Origin of the sequence: uncultured Capnocytophaga sp., from assembly GCF_938029845.1 — a bacterium.
GTDB lineage: Bacteria > Bacteroidota > Bacteroidia > Flavobacteriales > Flavobacteriaceae > Capnocytophaga.
The window spans coordinates 1-23,001 of record NZ_CALHGG010000105.1 but is presented as its reverse complement, the minus strand read 5'-3'; the positions used below and the strand labels follow the sequence as shown (position 1 = coordinate 23,001).

Annotated in this window: 19 protein-coding genes; 3 read left to right on the top strand and 16 right to left on the bottom strand. The window is 42.6% G+C overall.

The genetic code is table 11. The features are described from left to right. Positions 1–54: 54 nt before the first annotated feature. The 11 genes from Q0625_RS07665 to Q0625_RS07615 all read right to left on the bottom strand — a co-directional run bounded on the left by Q0625_RS07665 (position 55) and on the right by Q0625_RS07615 (position 13,218). Complete coding sequence (locus tag Q0625_RS07665; RefSeq protein WP_298825383.1) at positions 55–657, bottom strand: hypothetical protein; 603 nt, start codon at positions 655–657, stop codon at positions 55–57. A gap of 311 nt (positions 658–968) precedes the next feature. Further along, positions 969–1,793: an alpha/beta fold hydrolase gene (locus tag Q0625_RS07660; protein ID WP_298825389.1), complete on the bottom strand. Its 825-nt coding sequence runs from the start codon at positions 1,791–1,793 to the stop codon at positions 969–971. A gap of 16 nt (positions 1,794–1,809) precedes the next feature. Next, on the bottom strand, positions 1,810–2,433 hold the full coding sequence (locus Q0625_RS07655; RefSeq protein WP_298825380.1) for a methyltransferase domain-containing protein: 624 nt from the start codon (positions 2,431–2,433) through the stop codon (positions 1,810–1,812). 448 nt (positions 2,434–2,881) lie between these two features. Next, positions 2,882–3,598: a nitroreductase family protein gene (locus Q0625_RS07650; protein WP_298825377.1), complete on the bottom strand. Its 717-nt coding sequence runs from the start codon at positions 3,596–3,598 to the stop codon at positions 2,882–2,884. Between the two features lie 126 nt (positions 3,599–3,724). Beyond that, entirely contained in the window at positions 3,725–4,081 is a 357-nt protein-coding gene (locus tag Q0625_RS07645) for a DUF1304 domain-containing protein (protein WP_298825386.1), read from the bottom strand. Positions 4,082–4,164: 83 nt separating this feature from the next. After that, positions 4,165–5,160: a bile acid:sodium symporter family protein gene (locus tag Q0625_RS07640; protein ID WP_298825374.1), complete on the bottom strand. Its 996-nt coding sequence runs from the start codon at positions 5,158–5,160 to the stop codon at positions 4,165–4,167. Then, positions 5,144–5,530, bottom strand: coding sequence for a hypothetical protein (locus tag Q0625_RS07635; RefSeq protein WP_298825371.1), 387 nt, complete (start codon positions 5,528–5,530; stop codon positions 5,144–5,146). Before Q0625_RS07635 ends, Q0625_RS07640 begins: the two co-directional genes overlap by 17 nt. A gap of 83 nt (positions 5,531–5,613) precedes the next feature. Then, positions 5,614–7,038 carry an asparagine--tRNA ligase gene (asnS, locus tag Q0625_RS07630; protein ID WP_298825369.1) on the bottom strand — a complete coding sequence of 475 codons (1,425 nt, stop codon included), beginning with the start codon at positions 7,036–7,038 and terminating at the stop codon, positions 5,614–5,616. 301 nt (positions 7,039–7,339) lie between these two features. Next, the gene (locus Q0625_RS07625) at positions 7,340–9,601 is read right to left on the bottom strand and encodes an aconitate hydratase (protein WP_298825366.1); all 2,262 of its coding nucleotides are present in this window, start codon (positions 9,599–9,601) and stop codon (positions 7,340–7,342) included. Between the two features lie 117 nt (positions 9,602–9,718). Next, positions 9,719–11,932 carry an NADP-dependent isocitrate dehydrogenase gene (locus Q0625_RS07620; protein ID WP_298825363.1) on the bottom strand — a complete coding sequence of 738 codons (2,214 nt, stop codon included), beginning with the start codon at positions 11,930–11,932 and terminating at the stop codon, positions 9,719–9,721. A 2-nt stretch (positions 11,933–11,934) separates the two neighbouring features. Next, positions 11,935–13,218, bottom strand: coding sequence for a citrate synthase (locus Q0625_RS07615; protein ID WP_298825361.1), 1,284 nt, complete (start codon positions 13,216–13,218; stop codon positions 11,935–11,937). Between the two features lie 400 nt (positions 13,219–13,618). Here Q0625_RS07615 and Q0625_RS07610 point away from each other — a divergent pair, with 400 nt between their 5' ends. Together Q0625_RS07610 and Q0625_RS07605 are read left to right on the top strand one after the other, a co-directional pair. Continuing rightward, on the top strand, positions 13,619–14,947 hold the full coding sequence (locus Q0625_RS07610; protein WP_298825358.1) for a potassium transporter TrkG: 1,329 nt from the start codon (positions 13,619–13,621) through the stop codon (positions 14,945–14,947). Positions 14,948–14,949: 2 nt separating this feature from the next. Then, positions 14,950–15,600, top strand: coding sequence for a TrkA family potassium uptake protein (locus Q0625_RS07605; RefSeq protein ID WP_297975438.1), 651 nt, complete (start codon positions 14,950–14,952; stop codon positions 15,598–15,600). Here the strand turns inward: Q0625_RS07605 and Q0625_RS07600 are convergent. After that, a complete protein-coding gene (locus tag Q0625_RS07600) occupies positions 15,597–16,385 on the bottom strand; it encodes an RNA methyltransferase (protein WP_298825355.1) in 789 nt (262 codons plus the stop codon). The two genes, Q0625_RS07605 and Q0625_RS07600, sit on opposite strands and share 4 nt — an antisense overlap. A 2-nt stretch (positions 16,386–16,387) precedes the next feature. Beyond that, entirely contained in the window at positions 16,388–17,233 is an 846-nt protein-coding gene (panC, locus tag Q0625_RS07595) for a pantoate--beta-alanine ligase (protein WP_298825352.1), read from the bottom strand. A 103-nt stretch (positions 17,234–17,336) separates the two neighbouring features. Here panC and Q0625_RS07590 point away from each other — a divergent pair, with 103 nt between their 5' ends. After that, a complete protein-coding gene (locus Q0625_RS07590; RefSeq protein ID WP_298825347.1) occupies positions 17,337–18,143 on the top strand; it encodes a glycogen/starch synthase in 807 nt (268 codons plus the stop codon). A gap of 23 nt (positions 18,144–18,166) precedes the next feature. Here the strand turns inward: Q0625_RS07590 and sppA are convergent, their stop codons facing one another. The 3 genes from sppA to terL all read right to left on the bottom strand — a co-directional run. Further along, the gene (gene sppA / locus Q0625_RS07585; protein WP_298825345.1) at positions 18,167–19,957 is read right to left on the bottom strand and encodes a signal peptide peptidase SppA; all 1,791 of its coding nucleotides are present in this window, start codon (positions 19,955–19,957) and stop codon (positions 18,167–18,169) included. A 23-nt stretch (positions 19,958–19,980) separates the two neighbouring features. Then, on the bottom strand, positions 19,981–21,306 hold the full coding sequence (locus Q0625_RS07580; protein ID WP_298825342.1) for an anaerobic C4-dicarboxylate transporter: 1,326 nt from the start codon (positions 21,304–21,306) through the stop codon (positions 19,981–19,983). 214 nt (positions 21,307–21,520) lie between these two features. Then, the coding region (gene terL / locus Q0625_RS07575) for a phage terminase large subunit (protein WP_298825339.1) at positions 21,521–23,001 on the bottom strand (1,481 nt) is incomplete at its 5' end.

Genomic DNA, 23,001 nt, shown 5'->3' with positions numbered 1-23,001 from the left:
TAACCAAAAAAGTACATCTTCATTATCGGGTTCATAAATGTTTTTAATCATAATTTATATAATTTCTCCCATTTCCAAAAACACTACATTTTCATAGCCTTGTGTCTCGCAAAAGGTCTTTACTCTTTCGGTACAAAAGCTATGTCCCGACCCTTTAAGCGTAAAGAAATCATAATCGCCTACTACTTCTTTACTAAAGAAAATTCCTTTTCCTTCTTCACGGGGGATAATAATGTCCCCTTTCATTTCGGCACCCCCTATGAGTCGTACTCCTCCTAACTCATTCTTTACAATAGTACTCTGTGGCAGGCAGTCAAAGGATTCAGGAGGATAGAAAGCTACCAAAGGCACTTCTTCTTGTGGTAGCCAGCGTAGCCGCTTGGGGTTCTTAGCCGTGAGTTCTTTTTGAGTTTTATTGATGCGCAAAGGTATGGATTTAATTGTGTCGAAATGCCTATGTAATTCCTCAAATACACTTACTTTGCAAATGTCTGCTCCCATACACTCTACAAAATCGCCTATTTTTTTACCCTCACTACACCAGTCATCCCACCATACATCAAGGACTTCTACTTCTCTAACATATTGCTTGTTACTCTGTCGCATACAAGCAAAACCTTCATTTCCTACAATACTGGTAATTTTATATATTTTCATTTGATAATTTAATGTGAGTTCGACGTAAGCAAAATTATATTTTTTCTCCCACAGATTCCACGGATTTTCACGGAGAAAATGATACAACTAAGCGTAACTCTGAAATTTTCACGGATAAATAAGACCAAAGGTCTTATAAAAATCTGTGTAAATCGCAACAACACAATTACACAGACATAGAAAATCTGTGAAATCCGCGAAAATCTGTGGGAGCTTTCGTTACATCGAACTCACGTTAATTTAGCTATTAATTTCTAGTCATTAGTAAATTAGAGCAAATTGACAAATTGACAAATCGGCAAATCAGCTCATTATCTCAAGTTTTTCAGCATAAACTGTGTCATCATCTCTGCCACTTGCGCTTCTTTGGCAGTAAACAAATGGTCTCCTCTTTCTATAAGATTTACCTTACAATGCTTGTAGAAAAATGGTAAATTCTCGCTATAAGTATAGGATATCATCCGATCACCGGTGCCATGAATGACCAATACATTACCCTTGTAGGTACTCGCTTTTTGAATAAGTTTACAGCGTTGAGCCGAGAGGATATAGTCTTTTCCTACCGTTACTTTTCCTCCAAAAAAGGAAAGCTCTTCAGGCACATCCAGCGGGTCAAAAGTAGCGTCAAATAACACTCCTTGTGATAGTATGTCGTGAATCGTGGAGGCAGGAGCCGATAGTCCTAATGCTTTTACGCTTTTCTTTTCTAATTCGGCACTCAAAAGCATAGCGATAGCTCCACCTTGCGAGTGTCCTATCAAACCTATTTTGCCTACAAAAGGTAGTTTTTTAGTAAATGCCATTATGCGCCGTGCATCTTCTAACTCATTGTCCAACGACATTTTCTTAAAGTCTCCTTCACTTTCCCCATGTCCGTTGAAGTCAAACCGTACTGAGGCAATGCCGTGTGCGGCTAAGCTATCTGCTAAAGTCGTATATAGCTTTTTATCTTTATTGCTGGTCAGTCCATGAAAGATAATCACAGTAGGGATTTTCTGAGACTTTTTCACAGTATCAGGGGTAGTTACCACTCCATGAAGTGTTCCCACAGAACCTTGAATAGTTACAGGTTCTGTTTTAGCATTTACCCAATGAAAGGCAAGTAAAAAACTAAGAATTAAAGTATTGATTTTCATCATCTTATTATTAAAATTATATCAATTTCTTTATTTTGTAAAACCGCCATCCTTGCTGTTTTTCTTCTTGTACTAATTGTAACCCTACAGAGTTTAGAAACTCTTGAAAGGCTTGCATATCTTTATATTGTGGTAAGTAATACCTTATTTTTGCATATTCACAAGCGACAAGTAAGATTCCTTCATCTGTAAGAACACGCCTTATTTCAGAAAACGCCTTTTTTAAGTCTTGCCAATGAAAATGCGTCTGAAAAGCACATATCAAATCAAATGTTTTGCTGTCAAATGAAGTGTTTTCAATATTTTCCAATTGAAAAACAGCCGTAGTAGGTAGTTTTTGGGCTTCTTTGATAGCAATTTCTGAAATTTCAATACCTATTACGCTACTTTTAGGAAAGTTTTTCACCAATAATGTTGTTGATTTTCCATTTCCAACCCCTATATCTAATATTTTCATAGGTGACTCTGACGGATTGTAAAATGAAAGTGCCCAACGAACCATTGGTAGATAGGCTTTATTGAAAAGCCGCATCATCAAAACACCTACAATCCCTGAGGGTTTCTTAGATTGCTGAATCAGATAATAGAGTAAAGCGCCTAAAAATAGAAGAACCAGAAAAATAATACCAATTACTTTCATTATAATCATTATTTAATGTGAGTTCAGTGTAAGTAAATTATATTTTCTCCTAAGCAGCTCTTTCACAATACTATATTGGTAAAATTGTATGCCACGAATATAGTTGTCATATATTTTTACCAAACTTTTCCCTAACAAATTTGTAGGCAAGATAAGCCCCGTAGAAGCCAATCCTAAAGATTTTATGAAGTCAATTCTGTTCATAGAGTCTTAGTGATAATGTGAATCAATAGTAGAAAAACAATTGTGTAGTCCAATTATTAAGACGCAATTTATTGCGTCTCTCGGAAGTCTATGCTCATCAGTAATTGTCTTAGCCAGCACATGTGTAGAGACGCAATTTATTGCGTCTTATGCAGTTAGCGAATAACATTTTAACTATTGATTCGTATTGATAATTAGTCGATTAGCAATTAGCAATTAGCAATTAGCAATTAACAATTAACAATTAATGATTTTTATAGACTTCCTCAAACGGCAATCTAAACCTTTCACCCCATATACCACGCTCTTCACGAATCCCACAAGTGACGACCATACTCACCTCAGCTCCATAAGGCAAGTGTAGCAGTTTCTTAATACGATGGCTGTCATACCCGCCCAACGGACAAGTATCATACCCTTCTTCTGCCATGGCTAGTATAAAAGTTTGCGCTACAAGCCCGCAGCTTTTATGTACTTCCACACGTATATCACCTTCAGAGAGTTCTCGCACCATAGGGCGAAACCAACCGATCACCCCAGAGAGTTTGCGGAAAGCACCTAACAAGCCAAAAAAACGACTGTACACAAAAGGGATTAGTTTCTGGTAAAGCTTCTCTTTATCTTTAATACGCTTAGCTTGCCTTTCGGGCGGACTGTTGCGCTGTATATTACCACGCTCAAATTCCAAGATAGCTTTGGCGTGCTGGCGGTGTTTGTCTTGTCGAGTCACGAAAACCACCATCTGTTGTGCCGTCGTTGCTGTAAGTTGCCCCAAGCAGGCTTTTGCTAATTTTTCTAACAAAGCCTTATCAGTAATATGGTACAACTCATACAGTTGCATATTGAAGCCACTAGGTGCTAGTGTAGCGAGCCTAAGGCATTCGCGCACCTTTTCCTCACTAATAGGCGTAGGCGCATAATAGCGTACCGCTCTGCGAAAGTTTAAAATATCTTTTAGCACAGATTTTAAGTTTTAAGTTTTGAATTTTGAGTTGTCTTAAAAGTGAAGAGTGAATAGTTAACGATAGGGACACGTTTTTCACTTTTCACTTTTCGATCTTCACTTAATTTGCTTTTCGTTTTTATTTTAAAAGGGTAGGCTAACACATATAGCTATAATAGCGGGCATAGCTTGAGCAAAGAATATCTTCCCAGAGGTGGTGATTCCTCCATAAATCCCTGCTACGGCTACACAACCCAAGAAAAAGAAACGTACATATAGGTTCCATTGGGGATCGGAGATACAGAGGCTCCATACGAGTCCCGCCACTAAAAAGCCATTGTATAATCCCTGATTAGCCGCCATACTCTTTGTATCGGCAAATAAATGTTCGGGCAACGACTTGAAAAAAGCCTTACCACGGGTCTCCCAAGCAAACATCTCCATATAGAGGATATATAGGTGCTCAAGGGCAACCAAAATAGTTAAAATAGTTCCAAACATCATGTATAGTTTTGAGTTATCTTAAAAGTGAAGAGTTAAAAGTGAATCACAGAGGGCATTTTTCACTATTTACTCTTCGTTTTTCACTTAATTTGCTTTTCACTCTTATCTACTCCTTGCCCAATGCGATTTGCCAGCCAGCTGACATAAAATAGCTGGAAACTGTGGTACAGCATGATAGGGAGCAGATAGAGTACCTTTTGGGTTTCGGGGATACCTAAGACCATGACAAAAAGGCTTCCATGTACCAGCGACTTTTTAGATCCACAGAAGGTGGCGGTGATGGTGTCTTCCCTATTGAATCCCAAGACATGAGAGATTCGCTTGAGTACTTCATATACAATGAAAAACAAGGCGACTGAAGCCCCTGCAATGATCACAAAGACCATAGGAGAGACCGAAAGAAATATTTGCTTGACAAAAGCATCGGAGAAGCTCTCATATACAATCAGCAAAATGATAAATCGGTCGAACTGACCTATCCATTTGCTGTATTTATCTACCCATTTCTTCAAAAGTGGGTTCAATAATAGCCCCAGTACGATAGGTAGCAGTACTTTGAGTAATAGCTGCTGAATAATCTCCCCTTGATTCACCTCTGCTGAGGTGTTTTCTAAGAAAAAGCCCATGAGAAGGGGCGTAGCTACAATCCCTATCAGTCCCGATATGGAGGCGTTGAATATAGCAGAGGTAATATTGCCTTTGGCAATAGAAACCATTACCACTGAGGAGGATACCGTAGAGGGCAAGCTCGCCAAAAAGAAAATAGAGAGCCAGACCAATTGGTAGTTTGTTCCCTTGGCAAGGGGGTAGAACAAGGCTACTAAAAGAGGAAAGAGGACAAAGGTACCCACTTGTACCAATAGGTGAAGTTTCCAGTTCTTTATATCTCGAAATACCTCTTTGATATTGAGTTTGAGTCCGTAGAGCAAGAAGATAATACAAATCCCCCAATCAATAAAGCGGTTTAGGTTAAATACCCCATTGTATTCATCTCTATAAGGGATGATTTTTGCTAAGACAATCATCCCCACTAAGGCAAAAAGGAAGTTGTTTTGTTTGTTAAATATCTTTTTCATTCTGAATAGGGTTTGTTTTTCTAAATCGGTTTAATAACACAAATAATAAGCCATAGCCTATACTTATACTACCCCATATAAGTAAAGTTCTCAAAGGACGATAGGGGAAATGCTGTAATATCTCTAGGGAAAGTAATCCATAAGGTACAAAAAATAGTCCTCTTTTCCATTGAAATAATAGAAAGGAAAGGAGTAATCCCACAGCATTATAGTAATAAAATAGAAAATAGATAGATAGTCCCCATGAGACACCATGTATGATGGTATAAGTGAAGTTTTTTTCATAGAAAACACTCACTAAAGTATGTATTCCCATGGTTAGGAGCCAACATCCTACTAAAGCTAAAGTATAGAATAGATATTTTTTCATAAGAGTGCTTTCTGTGGGGGCAAAGATAGTGAAATATTATCTGAAAGTAAAAGGCTATCTTTTCGGATAGCCTTTTGGGTATTTTAGAACTCAGCACTTTGTGGAGTGCGAGGGTAAGGGATTACATCACGAATGTTGGTCATACCTGTGGTAAAGAGTACTAAGCGCTCAAAGCCCAAACCAAAACCACTATGTACAGCCGTACCGAACTTGCGTAGTTCCAGGTACCACCAAAGGGTCTGCTCGTCCATACCTAAGTCTTCTATTTTCTGCTTGAGGACGTCATAGCGCTCTTCACGCTGAGAGCCTCCAACAATCTCTCCAATACCAGGGAAAAGAATATCCATAGCACGAACGGTCTTACCGTCTTCATTCAAGCGCATATAGAAAGCCTTGATCTTGGCAGGATAGTCATAGAGAATCACAGGACAACCGAAGTGTTTCTCTACCAAATAGCGTTCGTGTTCGCTCTGGAGGTCTACTCCCCATTCGTCTATGAGGTATTGGAACTTCTTCTTTTTGTTGTGGTTACAGTTCTTGAGGATATCCACTGCCTCGGTATAGCTTACTCGCTTGAAGTCGTTATGAATGACAAACTCTAACTTCTCAATCAGAGACATCTCACTGCGTTCAGCTTGTGGTTTGGACTTTTCTTCTTCTAAGAAGCGTTGGTTTAAGAACTCAATATCCTCGCGACGTGCCTCTAGGGTGTATTTGAGTACATATTTGATGAAGTCCTCTGCCAAATTCATGTTGTCAATAAGATCATAGAAGGCCATTTCAGGCTCAATCATCCAGAACTCAGCCAAGTGGCGGGAGGTGTTGGAGTTTTCTGCACGGAAAGTAGGACCAAAGGTGTATATTTTCCCTAGAGACATAGCGAAAGTTTCCCCTTCAAGCTGTCCAGATACGGTAAGGTTGGTTTCACGCCCGAAGAAGTCCTTTTTGTAATCCACTTCGCCTGTTTCGGTAAGAGGTGGATTCTTAGGGTCGAGGGTAGTTACACGGAACATTTCCCCTGCGCCCTCCGCATCACTACCTGTGATAATTGGGGTATTGACGTAGAAGAAACCATTGTCTTGGAAGTACTTATGTACAGCATAGGCTAGCGTGGAGCGTACGCGCATGATAGCTCCGAAAGCATTGGTACGTACGCGTAAGTGTGCTTGCTCGCGGAGAAATTCCAAAGAGTGCTTTTTAGGCTGAATAGGGTATTCGTCGGGGTTACAGTCTCCTAAAATGGTAATTTCAGAGGCTTGTACCTCAATAGATTGCCCTTTTCCTTGGCTTTCTACTACCTTCCCTTTGACTTCAATAGCGGCACCTGTGGTGATACGCTTGAGTGTTTCCTCAGGAGTATTTTCAAAATCCACTACTACTTGTAGGTTGGCTAAGGTAGAACCATCGTTAAGGGCTATAAAGCGGTTGCTGCGAAAGGTACGTACCCATCCCTTGAGGGTGACCTCTTCTGCTTTTGTTTTTTCTTGTAATAAGTCTTTGATAATCATGTTTTTAAAAACTAAAAAGTAAAAAGTAAAAGGTAAAAAAGACACCTAGGACTTCCTACTTTAGATTAAAACGCAAAGGTAGTGAAAAAAGTAAAAAGTAAAAAATAAAAATTCAGTTATCAGTAGTCAGTAGACAGTAGACAGAATTCAGTTATCAGTCTATGGAAACCACTAACCACTGTCGTCTGACTACTGACTACTGCCGTCTAACTACTAACCACTAACTGCTGTTGTCTGCCTACTGTCTACTGACGTCTAACCACTAACTACTGTCGTCTGACCACTGACTACTGACATCTGATTATTTATTCTTAGCAATGAGGTTCAGTGCACTTCCTGCCTTGAACCACTCTATTTGGGAGGCGTTGTAAGTATGGTTGCAGGTGATGACATCCTTGCTGCCGTCCTTGTGAACAAACTCCAAGTGTAGGGGTTTGTTGGGTGCAAAGTCGGTAAGGTCAAGGAAATTGATAGTGTCATCTTCTTGTATTTTATCATAATCAGCCTCGTTGGCGAAGGTAAGGGCAAGCATACCTTGCTTCTTGAGGTTGGTTTCATGGATACGCGCAAAGGATTTTACCAAGACAGCCTTAACCCCCAAATGGCGTGGCTCCATAGCTGCATGTTCGCGAGAGGAACCTTCCCCATAGTTTTGGTCACCTACCACGATTGAGGGCACCCCAGCTGCTTTGTAGGCACGTTGTACCTTAGGCACTTCGTCATATGCACCAGTAAGTTGATTTTTGACACTGTTGGTTTTGCCATTGAAGGCATTTACTGCCCCGATGAGCATATTATTGGAAATATTGTCCAAGTGTCCACGGAAGCGCAACCAAGGCCCTGCCATGGATATATGGTCGGTGGTACATTTTCCTTGTGCTTTGATCAGCAATTTGGCTCCTGTGATATTTTCTCCATCCCAAGGAGTAAAAGGCGCCAAGAGTTGCAAGCGGTTGGAGGTAGGCGATACCACTACCTCTACGGAGCTACCGTCTTTGGCAGGTGCTTGGTAACCTGGATCATCTACAGCAAAGCCTTTGGTTGGGAGTTCTTCTCCGTAAGGTGGTTTAAATCTTACTTCTTCCCCCTTGTCATTGGTAAGCGTATCGGTAAGAGGGTTAAAGTCCAAGCGTCCTGCAATGGCTAGCATAGCCACCATTTCTGGAGAGGTTACAAAAGCATGGGTATTAGGGTTTCCGTCGGCACGCTTAGAGAAGTTACGGTTGAAGGAGTGTACGATGGTATTTTTCTCCTGTTTTTCTGCTCCTTCTCTGTCCCACTGACCGATACAAGGGCCGCAAGCGTTGGTAAATACCTTGGTGCTGAGTTGTTTGAAAGTATCTATGATACCATCGCGCTCGATGGTGTAACGAATCTGTTCGGAACCAGGGTTGATACCAAAGGAGGCCTTAGGTGTTACCCCTAGTTCTATGGCTTGCTTAATCACCGATACAGCGCGGCTCAAATCTTCATAGGAAGAGTTAGTACAAGAGCCTATCAAGCCCCATTCTACCTTGATAGGCCAATCATTTTCGCGGGCTACTTCCTTCATCTTGCTCACTGGCGTACCACGGTCAGGAGTGAAAGGCCCATTGATATAAGGCTCTAACTCAGAGAGGTTGATCTCGATAAGTTGGTCAAAGTATTTTTCAGGTTCGGCATATACTTCTGGGTCAGCGGTTAGGTAATCAGCTACTTTATCAGCAGCAGCTACCACATCCTCGCGACCAGTAGCCTTAAGATAGCGGCGCATGGACTCATCATAGCCAAAGGTAGAGGTTGTAGCTCCTATCTCAGCCCCCATATTACAGATTGTACCCTTTCCAGTACAAGAGAGGGATTGGGCACCTTCGCCGAAGTATTCTACAATAGCGCCAGTTCCTCCTTTTACGGTAAGGATATCAGCTACTTTTAGGATTACGTCCTTAGGGGCAGTCCAGCCATTGAGCTTACCAGTGAGTTTGACACCTATGAGCTTAGGGAACTTTAGTTCCCAAGCCATACCTGCCATTACATCCACTGCATCGGCACCTCCTACACCAATGGCGATCATACCCAAGCCTCCTGCATTTACCGTGTGGGAGTCAGTACCAATCATCATCCCTCCTGGGAAGGCATAGTTCTCCAAAACAATTTGGTGAATAATCCCCGCTCCTGGTTTCCAGAAACCGATGCCGTATTTGTTGGATACAGAGGAAAGGAAGTCAAAAACCTCTTTGGATTGCTCGGTAGCCACTTTAAGGTCTTTTTCTGCTCCTTCTTTGGCTTGAATAAGGTGGTCACAGTGTACGGTAGTAGGTACGGCTACCTTGGACTTTCCTGCGTGCATGAATTGTAAGAGCGCCATTTGAGCGGTAGCGTCCTGACAGGCGATGCGGTCGGGAGCAAAATCCACATAATCTTTTCCACGAGCAAAAGCCTTTGTTGGCGTCTCCTCCCAGAGGTGAGCATAAAGAATTTTTTCAGCGAGGGTAAGTGGGCGACCTACAATGTTACGCGCCCTATCTACACGTTCAGGCATACGATCGTATACCTTTTTTATCATTTCAATATCAAATGCCATATGTTGTTAGTTTTAAGTTCTGAATTTTTAGTTTTGAGTTATTGTAGGGGTAAATTGTCATTCGTACAAGGGAGAATTACCATTTACCCCTACAAACAAATTATAAATCATTAAAAATTAGCCATTAATAATTGAATTAAGTGTTTTGCTAGGTTGCATCACCTGATAAGTTAGTGCCTCGTTGGGGTGATAATAACCTTGTATATCGACAGATTTTCCTTGAACTTGCATGAGTTCGCTTACGATTTGGGCTTCATTCTCAGCAAGAGCCTTGGCGATGGGAGCAAACTCCTGAGCGAGGGCACTATCCTGTGTTTGTGCTGCCAAAGCTGCTGCCCAGTAGTAAGCCAAATAGAAATGGCTACCACGATTGTCCAAAGTGCCTACCTTGGATTGGGGGGATTTGCCTTCTTCGAGTACTTTGCCAACGGCTTTGTCCAATGCATCAGCGAGTACCTGAGCCTTAGGGTTTTGGTAGGTTTGTGCGAAGTGCTCCAAGGAAGCTCCTAGGGCGAGGAATTCTCCTAAGGAATCCCAACGTAGGTGGTTCTCTTGGTAGAGCTGTTCGGCTAGCTTAGGGGCAGAGCCTCCTGCTCCTGTTTCAAAAAGTCCCCCTCCATTCATCAAGGGAACAATAGAGAGTACCTTGGCACTGGTACCTAATTCCAAAATAGGGAATAGGTCGGTGAGGTAGTCGCGCAATACATTGCCTGTAACCGAGATAGTATCTAATCCTTTTTTAGCTCGCTTGAGGGAGAAAAGGGTAGCCTCCTCAGGGGAGAGGATATGAATTTCCAATCCTTCGGTATCATAGTCATTCAGATAGCGACCTACTTTCTTGATAAGTTCATGATCATGAGGGCGTAGCGTATCTAGCCAGAAGATAGCGGGCGCACCAGTGGCTTTGGCACGACTTATGGCAAGTTTTACCCAGTCTTGTACAGGAGCATCTTTCACTTGGCACATACGCCAAATGTCACCTTGTTTCACTTGGTGGGAGAGATATACTTTGCCATGAGCACCCACTACACGTATTTCGCCGTCTTCGGACACTTCAAAAGTCTTGTCATGAGAGCCATATTCCTCGGCTTTCTGAGCCATAAGTCCTACGTTGGGTACGGAACCCATAGTGGTAGGGTCGAAAGCGCCGTTTTCCTTGCAGAAATCGATTACTACTTGGTAGATACCTGCATAACTACTATCGGGAAGTACGGCAAGGGTATCTTGGGTTTCTCCCTTGGCATTCCACATCTTGCCTGAATTGCGTATCATGGCAGGCATGGAAGCATCTACAATTACATCGTTAGGGAAGTGTAGGTTAGTGATGCCCTTGTCGGAATTGACCATCGCCACGGCAGGCGCTTCGGCGAATACCTTTTCTATATCTTTTTCAATAGCAGCTTTTTCGGCATCGGGAAGAGTACTTATTTTTTCCAATACATCGGAGAAACCATTACGTACGTTCACCCCTAAGCGCTTGAAGGTATCGGCATATTTGCTAAAAAGTGGCTCAAAGAAAGTTTCCACGGCATAGCCAAAGAGAATAGGGTCGGAGACTTTCATCATGGTGGCTTTCAGATGCAGAGAGAGCAATACTCCCATATTCTTGGCACGGGCAAACTGCTCCTTATAGAAAGCGAGCAAAGCCTTTTTGCTCATTACTGTTGCGTCAATAATCTCTCCTTCTTGTAAGGCAAGACCCTCCTTAAGCACTTCTGTTTTGCCAGAGGTGGTGAGGAGTTCTATACGTACAGTATCAGCTGCTTTGAGTGTTACCGATTGTTCATTATGGTAGAAATCTCCTTCCTGCATGGTGGCTACTGCTGTCTGGGAATCCTTTGCCCAAGCCCCCATACTATGGGGGTGGGCTTTGGCATATTCTTTTACAGCTTTAGGAGCGCGGCGGTCGGAGTTACCTTCCCTGAGTACAGGGTTTACAGCACTTCCTTTCACCTTATCATAACGAGCCTTGATAGCTTTTTCCTCTTCAGTGGTAGGTGTCTCAGGATAATCGGGTAAGGGATAGCCTTGTCCCTGCAATTCGGCAATGGCAGCCTTGAGCTGAGGTACGGAAGCACTGATGTTGGGGAGCTTGATGATATTCGCCTCAGGTGTGGTGGCCAACTTGCCCAATTCGGCTAAGGCATCTTCTACCTGTTGCTCCTTGGAGAGTCTTTCGGGGAAAGCCGCCAAGATACGCCCTGCCAAGGAAATATCCTTCAGCACAAACTCCACTGCTGAAGAGGCGCAAAAACGCTGAATGATAGGGAGCAGAGAGTGGGTTGCTAAGAAAGGCGCTTCATCAGTCTTAGTATATACAATGCTTTTCATAACTATCTCTTGTTAAGTTCCACAAATGGACGTTGGGTAGCTCCTACATATATTTGGCGTGGACGACCGATAGGTTCTCCGCCTTGGCGCATTTCTTTCCATTGTGCAATCCAACCTGGGAGACGACCAATAGCAAAGAGCACGGTGAACATTTCTAGGTGCATGCCCAACGCCTTGTAGATGATGCCTGAATAGAAATCCACATTGGGGTATAGGTTACGCGCTTTGAAGTACTCGTCCTCAAGAGCTACCTTTTCTAAGTGCTTAGCAATAGCTAAGATAGGTTCATCTATGCCTAAGGCATTGAGTACATCGTCGGCAGCGGCCTTGATGATAGTAGCACGAGGGTCGAAGTTCTTATATACACGGTGTCCGAAGCCCATAAGGCGGAATGGATCATCCTTGTCTTTGGCACGGCGTACGAACTTATCCACGTCGCCTCCGTCCTTGTGAATCTCTTCAAGCATCTCGATTACGGCTTGGTTAGCCCCGCCATGTAAGCGACCCCAAAGGGCAGATACCCCAGAGGAGATACTCGCAAAGAGACCTGCCTCAGAAGAACCTACCAAGCGCACGGTAGAAGTGGAGCAGTTTTGCTCGTGGTCACCATGGAGAATAAGCAGTTTGTTAAGTGCAGAGACAATGGTTGGGTTGATCTCATACTTTTCGGTAGGGATAGAGAAGAACAATTGTAGGATATTCTCGATATAGCCTAAATCGTTGTTGTAATAGTTCAGTGGTAATCCCTCACGCCTACGATATACCCAAGTGGCGATGATGGTTACTTTGGCAATGGCCTTACACACTGCTTCATATACATCTTTCTCACAATGCACATTTACAGGGACAGGATTAAAGGCGGTCAGTGCGCTGGTAGCAGCTGAGAGTACCCCCATAGGGTGGGCAGCCTTAGGGAAACCATTGAGTATTTGGCGCATTTCCTCATGTACCAAGGTGTATTTGTGGATAGTTTTCTTGAACTTGTTATACTCTTCTGTCGTAGGAAGTTCTCCGAAGATAAGTAGGTAAGCTACCTCCAAGAACTCCGCTTTGGATGCCAAATCTTCTATATTATAGCCACGATAGCGGAGGATACCTTTTTCTCCGTCCAAGAAAGTAATGGAACTCTTGCAGGAACCAGTGTTCTTGTAGCCAGAGTCCAAGGTAATTAGTCCAGTGAGTGCGCGCAATTTCTCTATGTTAATTGCTTTTTCATTCTCTGTTCCCACTACTAGAGGGAATTCATAGTCCTTTCCTTCGAAAGTCAGTTTTACTGTATTTTCCATAACAAATTTCTTTTTTTTGGTTTCCACAAACATACGATTTTTTTTTCAATAATCAACTGCTAATAAAATATTTTTTTATCTTTTAACTGTAATTTCTATGATTGTTGTTTTGTTTGGGAAAAAATAATATTCTATTCTGATTGTTTAGAATTTTTAAGGGGATAAGAATAATGACTAGTGACAAGTTATGCAAATTGTTACGTTTTAGAGGGTTAGTAAATGATATTTTAACTATTGATTGATGTTTAGAAACTAAGTTTTAAAATATTTGGTTAGCTTGTTTATATTTAGTACTTTTGCCGCTCATAAGTGAAAAGTGAGAAGTGAAGAGTGAAAAGAGCTACATTATTCACTATTCGTTAATCACTATTCACTGTTCGTTATTCACTAATCACCATTGATGTTACGTAATTGTTCTCCTTATACCATTATTATAATCTCTTTCCTCTTTCTGATATGTGTAGGGGCGGGGCTGCTCATGATGCCTTTTACGCATGGCACGGGGAGCGGGTTTACTTTCTTTGAGGCACTTTTTACCGCTACTTCGGCTGTTACAGGTACAGGTCTCTCTATCTGTGATATGCATGGTATACTCTCGGACTATGGACAGGTGTGCATTTTGCTGTTGATACAACTGGGAGGCTTGGGAATACTGACTTTTTCTTCAGTGATTGTGCTGCTTATTACTAAAAAAATAGGCTTCTATACCAAGCGATTGATCTCTGAGGGTATGAACCATGAGGCTAAGATAGACTTGTATTCTCATATCAAAAAGGTAGTTTTTATCGTTCTGCTCATAGAAGCTATAGGTGCTTTTCTGCTTTTTTTTGTTTTTATCAAGCAATATAGCTGGTACAAAGCTCTTTTCTATGCAATTTTTCATTCGGTATCGGCTTTTTGTAATGCAGGGATTGCTCTCTATCCCAATGGTTTGCAAGATTATACCTTTGATATTCCTATGAACCTCATTATTATTCCATTGATGTTCTTAGGAGGTTTTGGTTTTACTGCTATTATAGAACTCTTTGAGTATATCAGGGGAAAGCGTAGAAAAATCAGTGTCAATTCTAAGTTTTCCAGCATCATCACCCTGATTCTCTTAGGGGCAGGTACTTTGCTATTCTTTGTTTTAGAATACAATCATATGGACGCTTATGCGGGACACTCTGTGGGTAATAGGCTGCTTATTAGCTTCTTCCATTCAGCCACACTGCGTTCGGTGGGCTTCAATACCATACCTATAACAGAGATTTCAGGAGCAACGGCTTTTTTGTGGATTTTGTTGATGTTCATAGGTTCTTCGCCTAATTCTACAGGAGGAGGGATAAAAACTACCACTCTTGGTGTTTTATACTTAGGGGTACGTACCTCTTTGCTCAATAGACGGTATATAGAGTACTCTAAACGACGTATTTCATGGCAGCTGTTCAATAAGGCCTCTACCTTGGTTTTTATAACTCTGTTGTATGTCTTTCTTGCTGCATTACTTATAACTTACTTTGATCCAGAGGTGGAAATTCTAAAGATCCTCTTTGAGGTTATGTCGGCTTTCTCTACCACAGGGCTTTCCATGGGGATTACCAATTCGCTCAGTACGGTCTCTCAGACCATCTTACTCTTTACCATGTTCTTAGGTAGGGTAGGGCCGCTTACAATTGTATTGGCTTTTTCTCGTGAGAGAATAGTAGGTAATTATAAATACCCTAAAGAAAATATATTAATAGGATAATTATGAAAAGTTTTTTAGTCATAGGTTTGGGCGAATTTGGTAAATCCGTAGCCAAGACCCTTTATAAAAATAAATCCACTGTACTGGCCATTGATGCCAATGAGGAACTGATCAAGCAAGCCCTGAATGAGGGTATCATAGATGATGCCGTTATCTTGGATGCTACCGATGAGATAGCCCTGAAGAATGTAGTGAAAGACGACTTTGATATGGCCTTTGTCAGTGTAGGAGACAATATACAAGCGAGCATATTGATTACTTTACACCTAAAGGAGTTAGGGGTAAAAGATATCATCTGCAAGGCAGTGAATCACACCCAAGGACGTGTTTTGGAAAAAATCGGGGCAACCCAAGTGGTTTTCCCAGAGGAGTCTATGGGGGAAAAAATTGCCTATTCTATGCTACACCCTACCATTATAGAATACTTTAAGTTCTCGGAGGACTATTTTATCTACGAGGTCAAAATTCCAAAGAGCTATATAGGCAAGTCGCTTATGGAGCTGAACTTAAGGCATAAGTATGAGATTAATATATTGGCAGTAAAGCATGGTGATGGCAAGATGAATGTAACCCCTGATCCCAATCTTCGCTTGGATAAGGAAGACTTACTTATTGTACTTGCCAGAGAGAACTCTATTGGGAAAATCGTTTAGCCTTTTCGCTGTCGGACAGCCTCAAAGATAAGGATGGCTGCACTGACCGATACATTCATGGAATCTATCTTGCCCTGCATGGGAATGATAATATTCTGAGTAGAAGCCTTCAGCCAAGTAGGGGAGAGCCCTGTATCCTCAGTGCCTACTACAATAGCTGTACGTCCCTTATATGACACCTTGTCATAAGGCTGTGAGGCTGTAAGTGCAGCACAATATATGGCAAATCCCTGCTGCTGTAAGTGGGAGCGAATCTCCTCACTGCTGCCCATAAAGATAGGAACGGTAAAGACGGTGCCCACACTGGAGCGGATGATATTAGGATTGTATAGGTCTGTCTTGGGATTGGCGATATATACCGTATCTATCCCTGCGGCATCGGCAGTACGTAACAAAGCCCCTATATTTCCAGGTTTTTCAGGGGCTTCGGCTACCAAAACTAAAGGGTGCGCTTTCTGGAACTCAACTCCAGAAAGCGCATGATTTTTACACTGTGCCAGCGCTAATATTCCCTCGGTAGAGGAGCGGTAGGTGAGCTTCTCATACACCTGAGTAGAAATAGCAGTACATTTGTATCCACTAAAAAGCTTTTCTACTTCTACCTCGCTTAAAATATCAGGGCATATAAACAACTGCTCAATGAGGTATCCTGCCTCCAAAGCAAGGGAGATCTCTCGCTTTCCTTCTATAAGGAATTGTTGTTGTTCCTTGCGTTGTTTGGACTTCTGCGTGAGGGTGAAGAGGTATTTGACAAGGGGATTTTGTAGGCTGGTAATCTGTTGCATGTCTATAAAGAAAGGTTATCAATGAGTCGTACGCCCTCAATATAAGCGGCGACAAAAGCACGGTAGGCCTTGTGAGCTTCTTTTTGGGTAGCTTCCTGTAGTGTATTTTCATCTACCACTAAGAAATATTCCAATTCGAAAGCAGGTTCTTGAGCAAATTGTTTTTCAACAAAAGCCTTTACCTCGGCGATAGGGCTGGAGGCAAAGAGCGCTTTCGCCTCTTGGAGTACCTTGTAGATGAATGCTGCCTTTTGGCGTCCTTGCTCGGAAAGGCGCTCATTACGGGAACTCATCGCAAGACCGCTTTCCTCCCTAATGATAGGGCAGGGGACAAGGATTACAGGTAATCCTCGCTGGGCAACCATACTCTTGATAATCAGTATTTGCTGATAGTCTTTTTCTCCAAAGTAAGCACGGGTAGGAGTCACTAGGTTGAAAAGTTTCTCTACGATAGTGGCTACCCCCTCAAAGTGTCCTGCCCTGAAAGCGCCTTCCATTACCTTGTCCAATCCTTGAAAATCATAATTTTGGGAAGTAGGGGTGCCTTCGTACATTTCCGAGATTTCGGGAGCAAAAAGAACGATTTTATCCGAAAGGCTGGCGATGGTAGCCACATCTCGCTCGAGATTGCGTGGATACTTCTCCAAATCCTCGGCATTGTTGAACTGAGTAGGGTTCACAAAGACACTTACCACTACTTGGTCATTTTCTTCTAAGGCCTTTTGCATCAGTGATAAATGCCCCTTGTGGAGCGCTCCCATAGTAGGAACAAGGCCTACTGATTTCTTTTCTTGGAATAAGGGAGTCAAAAAAGACTGTAAATCTAATTTCTTGTTAAAAATTTGCATTTTTTACGAATTTACAAAACTATTTTTTATTGATAGTAGGTTGATTATAAATTTTTTTGTAACTTTGTGCCTTAATGTTTTTTCATTTAAAATGAGTACGCTTATGAAAAGTAAAAAGATACTTTATGTTTCTTCTGAGGTACTGCCTTATCAGGCAGAAACAGAGATAGCCAAACTTTCTTTTGACTTAGCACGCGCCCTGAATACCACAGGAGGACAATTGCGTATCTTTACGCCCCGTTATGGAGACATTAACGAACGCCGACATCAGTTGCATGAAGTGATTCGACTTTCAGGAATGAACTTGGTAATCAATGATGTGGATATGCCACTAATTGTTAAGGTAGCTTCTATTCAGAAGGAACGTATGCAAGTGTATTTCATTGATAATGATGAGTATTTTAAACTAGAAAATGCCTTTGATGACCAAGGGGAGCTATACCCCGACAACGATGAGCGTTGTATCTTCTTTGCTAAGGGCATTATAGAGACTGTTAAGAAACTTAATTGGTCTCCTGATATTATCCATATACAAGGTTGGTTGGGTGCACTGCTTCCACTCTATCTGAAAACTTACTACAAGGACGAGCCTATCTTCTATCATACCAAGACCATGACTTGTTTTCTACGTCCTCCTTTTGAGGGAACCCTGAATAATGAGCTGCTTTCCAAATTAGGTTTTGACGAAATCACGGAGAGGGAAGCCCCAGAGCTTAAAATACCTGATAGCATGAGTCTGATCAAGATTGCTAGTCGCTATTCCGATGCTATTACCACTATTAAGGGGACACTTCCAGCGGAAGCAATCACTTATATTGAGGCTACTGGAAAGCCTTTCCTTCATGGAGAGACTATAGAGACAACTTGTAAGGCTTATCCTCAGTTCTATAAGGAGCTTATACACAAGTAATCTCTATAGACCATCTACTTAAATTATTTGATATACACTTCATAGGGCATTCTCGCTTGTAAGAAGGCACCAGAGGAGGGAACGGCATTTCTGAGCTGTTGTATCCCTTCGTAGGCTTTTGCTCCCATTTCATCCTTGAGCATAGTTCTGAGTTCTGCTTGAGTGGATGCACGGAAACGCTTCTTCATGAAATTAGAGAAATCAATCTCTACCACAGGATACGCCAATAAGCCATATTTTCCTTCAGTAAGGTTATTTTCCTTAGCTGCATAGGCAATGGTATGTTTGAGGTTTCCTATTTCATCTACAAGACCTATTTTTAGCGCATCAGCACCTGTCCATATACGTCCTTGGGCTAAGGAATCCACTTGCTCAAAAGTCATTTTACGTCCGTCAGCTACGCGTTGCACAAATTTCTTGTAAAAGCGTTCTATTCCTTCGGTGATGACTTGGCGCGTTTTTTCAGGTGTTTTCTCAAACAGACTATAAGTGAGCGCATGAGGGTGTGTCTGTACTTGTTCGCTATTGATACCCCATTTGTCAGCCAACTCTTTGAGATTGGGAATCATACCAAAGACACCGATAGAGCCAGTAATGGTTTGCTTGTCAGCAAAGATACGTTTGGAATTACAAGCAATATAGTAGCCACCTGAAGCGGCCAAGTTGCCCATAGAGGTATAGACAGGTTTTACCTTTTGGGTAAGTTCTATCTCTCTGTGTATCAATTCCGAAGCTAGACCACTTCCTCCAGGAGAATTCACTCGTAGGACAATAGCCTTTACCGATTCCTTATCACGCGCTTCGCGCAAGGCCTTTATGATGGTCTCATTGCCCACAGTTGATTCCTGAGAAGGACCATCTACAATTTCTCCATTACAGAAAATAACGGCGATATTTTCTTTCTTTCGTTCCTTAAGCAAGTTTTTCTTGTACTCAACAGCTACTTTCTTTGTATATTTCTCTACGGGTACAAACTCAAGATCTTTTACTTTCTTGGTGTCAGTGGCTTTACAGAGACTGTTTTCGAACTCATCTTGGAAAGCCATCTTGTCCGCCAAGTGGTGTGCAAGCGCCAATTCAGGGGTGCGTCCCCATAGACTATCAGCAATCTGGTTGAGGTCTCCCTCAGAGATATTTCTGCTTTTGGCAACATCGCTAGCATAGCTTTCCCACAGAGAGCTAAGGTAAGCCTTTATCTGTTCACGATTGGCCTCACTCATGCTGTTTTCTAGGAAAGGCTCTACCGCACTTTTGTATTTTCCATGGCGGAAAATCTCCATGTGTATGCCTGTTTTTTCTTGTAAATCCTTGTAATAGAGAACTTCAGCGCTGAATCCTTGTACATTGAGTTCGGAGAGGGTACCTACAAAGATAGAGTCGGCTACGCTCTGTAGCAAATAGTCTGATTGGGTAGCTCCTTCGCTAAAGGCATAGACAAATTTGCCAGAGGTCTTGAAATCCTCCACGGCTTCACGAATATCCTGCAGGTGGGCACGCCCCTTGATGCCTTGGGTGCCTCCCAGAACAATTCCCTTGATTTGCTTGTCGGTCTTGGCATATTCAATAGCCCTTAGAATCGCTGTTAGGGTGTTTTCCTCGCTGATGTCATAGTCAAAATTCTTGATGTGTATGGGGTTGCTATACTCATATACCTCCTGCTGGAAGTCTAAGGATAGTATGGCGTTGTCCTTTACCTCAAGGGTGTCTTCCTTGGGGGCAAAGAAAGAAGCTATACCGATGAAAATCAGTAAAGTAAGGAATAGTGTAGAGAAAAAGCCCACAATGACGGCTAAAACAGTTTTGAAAAATGTCATATTATTATAGTTTTGATAATTAATTACATAAAGGCAATAATCATATATCCCACTATGATAGCTACGATTGTAGCTACAAAACCAGGGATTTGGAACGAGTGGTTCAGCACATACTTCCCGATGCGAGTGGTACCGGTACGGTCAAAGTTGATAGCTGCTACCACCGTTGGGTAGTTAGGGATAAAGAAGTATCCATTTACAGCAGGGAACATAGCCACCATGGCAAGAGGCGAGATACCCAATCCTAATCCCAAGGGGTAAAGTGTACGTACGGTAGCTGCTTGGCTGAATAGGAAGATAGACATGACAAAGAGGGCAACAGCAAAGAGGAATGGAAATTCGGTAACTATCTGAGCAATATGAGTTTTGAAAAATTCAATATTGCCATTAAAGTACGTATCGCCCATCCAAGCAATCCCAAAGATGGCAATCACTGCCTGCATACCCGCGATAAAGACGGAGCCTTTCACGGCTTTGTTGATATCTGTCTTGGAGAGAATGAGCATAAGTCCTGCGGTGGACATCATCACAATCTCAATAGTTTGTGTCATACCCAGTTGTACTGGCTTTCCATCAATCATGAAAGTAGGACGTAGTGCCTCTATTGAGCCGAAAAGTACAATAGAGAATACCCCAAGTAGGAAGATAATCACAGAAGTTTTAGCACGTTTTTCTTCTTCGGGGGAAGGGGCTACTTTTTCACTTTTGTCTTGTTTGAGGATGCCTTCTTGCACACGACGCAAGTACTCAGGATCTTTTTCTAAAGGAACCCCTACAAAATTCACTGCAATAGCTCCTGCAATCACCCCAATAAGGGTAGCAGGGATACATACCATAAGTATATTACCTAGAGTGATTCCCTTGTCTCCTAAAAGCTCCGCTGAGAGCAGAGCGGCCGTAGCTGCTGAGATAGGACTGGCGGTAATAGCTTGTTGAGAGGCAATCACTGAAATAGACAGTGGGCGCTCAGGACGTACTTTGCTATCGGTAGCAATCTCTGAGATAATCGGTAGCAGAGAGTAGGCGATATGTCCAGTTCCAGAGAATAAGGTAAAGAAATAACATACCACAGGAGCCAGGAAAGTAATCATAGCGGGGTTTTTGCGCAGGATTTTCTCGGCTACTTTGACCAAGTAATCCAATCCTCCTGCGGCTTGCAAAGTAGCAGCAGCGGTGATCACGGCAACGATGATGAGCATCACATCGATAGGAGGATTCCCAGGTTTCAGACCAAAGCCAAAGACTAAGATTCCTAATCCCATCATACCGAAGATACCCAAGCCAATACCTCCAACCCTTGCACCAATGAATATAGCCGCAAGGACAACCAATAGTTCCATGTAAATCATAGCAATAAATTAAGGTGGTTTTTCTTAAGCCACAAAGATACGAATTTTTTTTAAGTTTTTAGTTTTGAATTTTAAGTTTTTAGTAGCCTCCTGTTAAGTGAATAACGAATAGTGAATAGCGAAAAGCAATTAAGTGAATAACGAATAGCGAAAAGTGAATAGTGAAAAGTGTAATAGGATTAGTTACTGGTCACTTGTCTCTAGTCGTTAGTCACTATCTAAGTCCAAACATAGCCGCTAAATCCACTTTCTTTGCAGGTTGTCGGCATTCTATGGAACCTGTAAGGGCATCGGGGGCATCATCATGGGCGTTGGTGCCCACACGAAGGTAGCCCGTAAGATCGCGGGCAAACTTCGGGAAGCGCTTTTTCCAATCCAAAGGCATCTTGATCAACTTCTGTACCGAAGCTGAAGCCGCAAAAATCCTTGCCGCCTTGTTCTGTCCCTGATGGAAAGGATAAAAGCGCGTCAGCCTATTGCCCATATCATAAGCGCGTTGTTGCAAGTTGCTCACAAACAAACCTCCGCCGTTGTTGCTCTCTATATGACAGCGCTCTACTTGGTGCTGTTGGAGCATATAAGTAAGCGTCGTCTCTGTTACTTCCATAGGCTCTTTGGTGTAAAGTACGTCAATGATATAGTTGCCCTCCTCTGCTTCCTTGTAGAACAAAGCGCATAGGTAGTCTGCCCCACTATCAGCAGCATCTATATACGCCACTGATTGGGAACGATAAGGTAATTCCGTGTAACAAGTAAACTCCTCGTACATCAGTCCTTGAGAAGGTTGCGGATTCTGCTGATACATGCTTTCAAACACAGTCGGGGTACGTTCCTTAATCTCTAGCAACTTGCTAAGGCTATGTCGTTCAGGCCATAGAGGTTCGCCCTCTGCTCTGGGGTCTAGTTCACTTGGTGGCTTGTTTTGTATAGCAGGAAAACTAATAAGTGTCCAACCTTGGGGGTTGTTTATGGGGTCATACTCTCCTTCCTGTTCGAGCAAACGACCCGCTAAGTCTTCCATGTGCCAACGGGTAAAGACCATCAGTTGTTGGCTATCGTTATGCAGTCGTGTAGAGGCTACCGTATCGTACCAGTCGGCTACATTCTGACGAATGACAGGCGACCAAGCCGAAGCAGCATCCTTATACAAGTCGTCCATGATGAGCATATCCACAGGTTCTCCTGTAAGAGAGCCACCTACGCCTATGGTTTTGAAGCTGCCTTGGTAACCTACTATCTCACATTCGTCAGCATTGCGGGCATAGTTACGACTGCGTTTGCCCTGTTCTTGGTAGCTTGCTTGTCCTGCAAGGAGTGTTTGTGGAAATAGCTCATAGTACCTATCATCGTCCATGATGCGTTGGAGTTCGCGGTTGAACTTGCGGGCTTTGGTAGCATTGTAGGAGACAATAGCGATACGCTTGTCAGGGTCTTGTCCTAAGACAAAAGCAGGCAGACGTCGGGTAGCCCCCTCACTCTTTCCATGTTGGGGTGGCATAGTGATCATTAGCTTTTTGATTTCTCCCATCGCAAAGCGGGTAAGCACCTCGTAATAGGCGAGGTGAAAAGGCGCAGGAGTAAAAGAAGGGAGTGTATGGCGGGTAAAGGAAAGGAGGTTCCTCTCCCCCAACCCCCTCTCCGAAGGAGAGGGGGCTGCTAAGCAGGCGAGGGCTTCAGAGGTGTAATTGTTGTCAT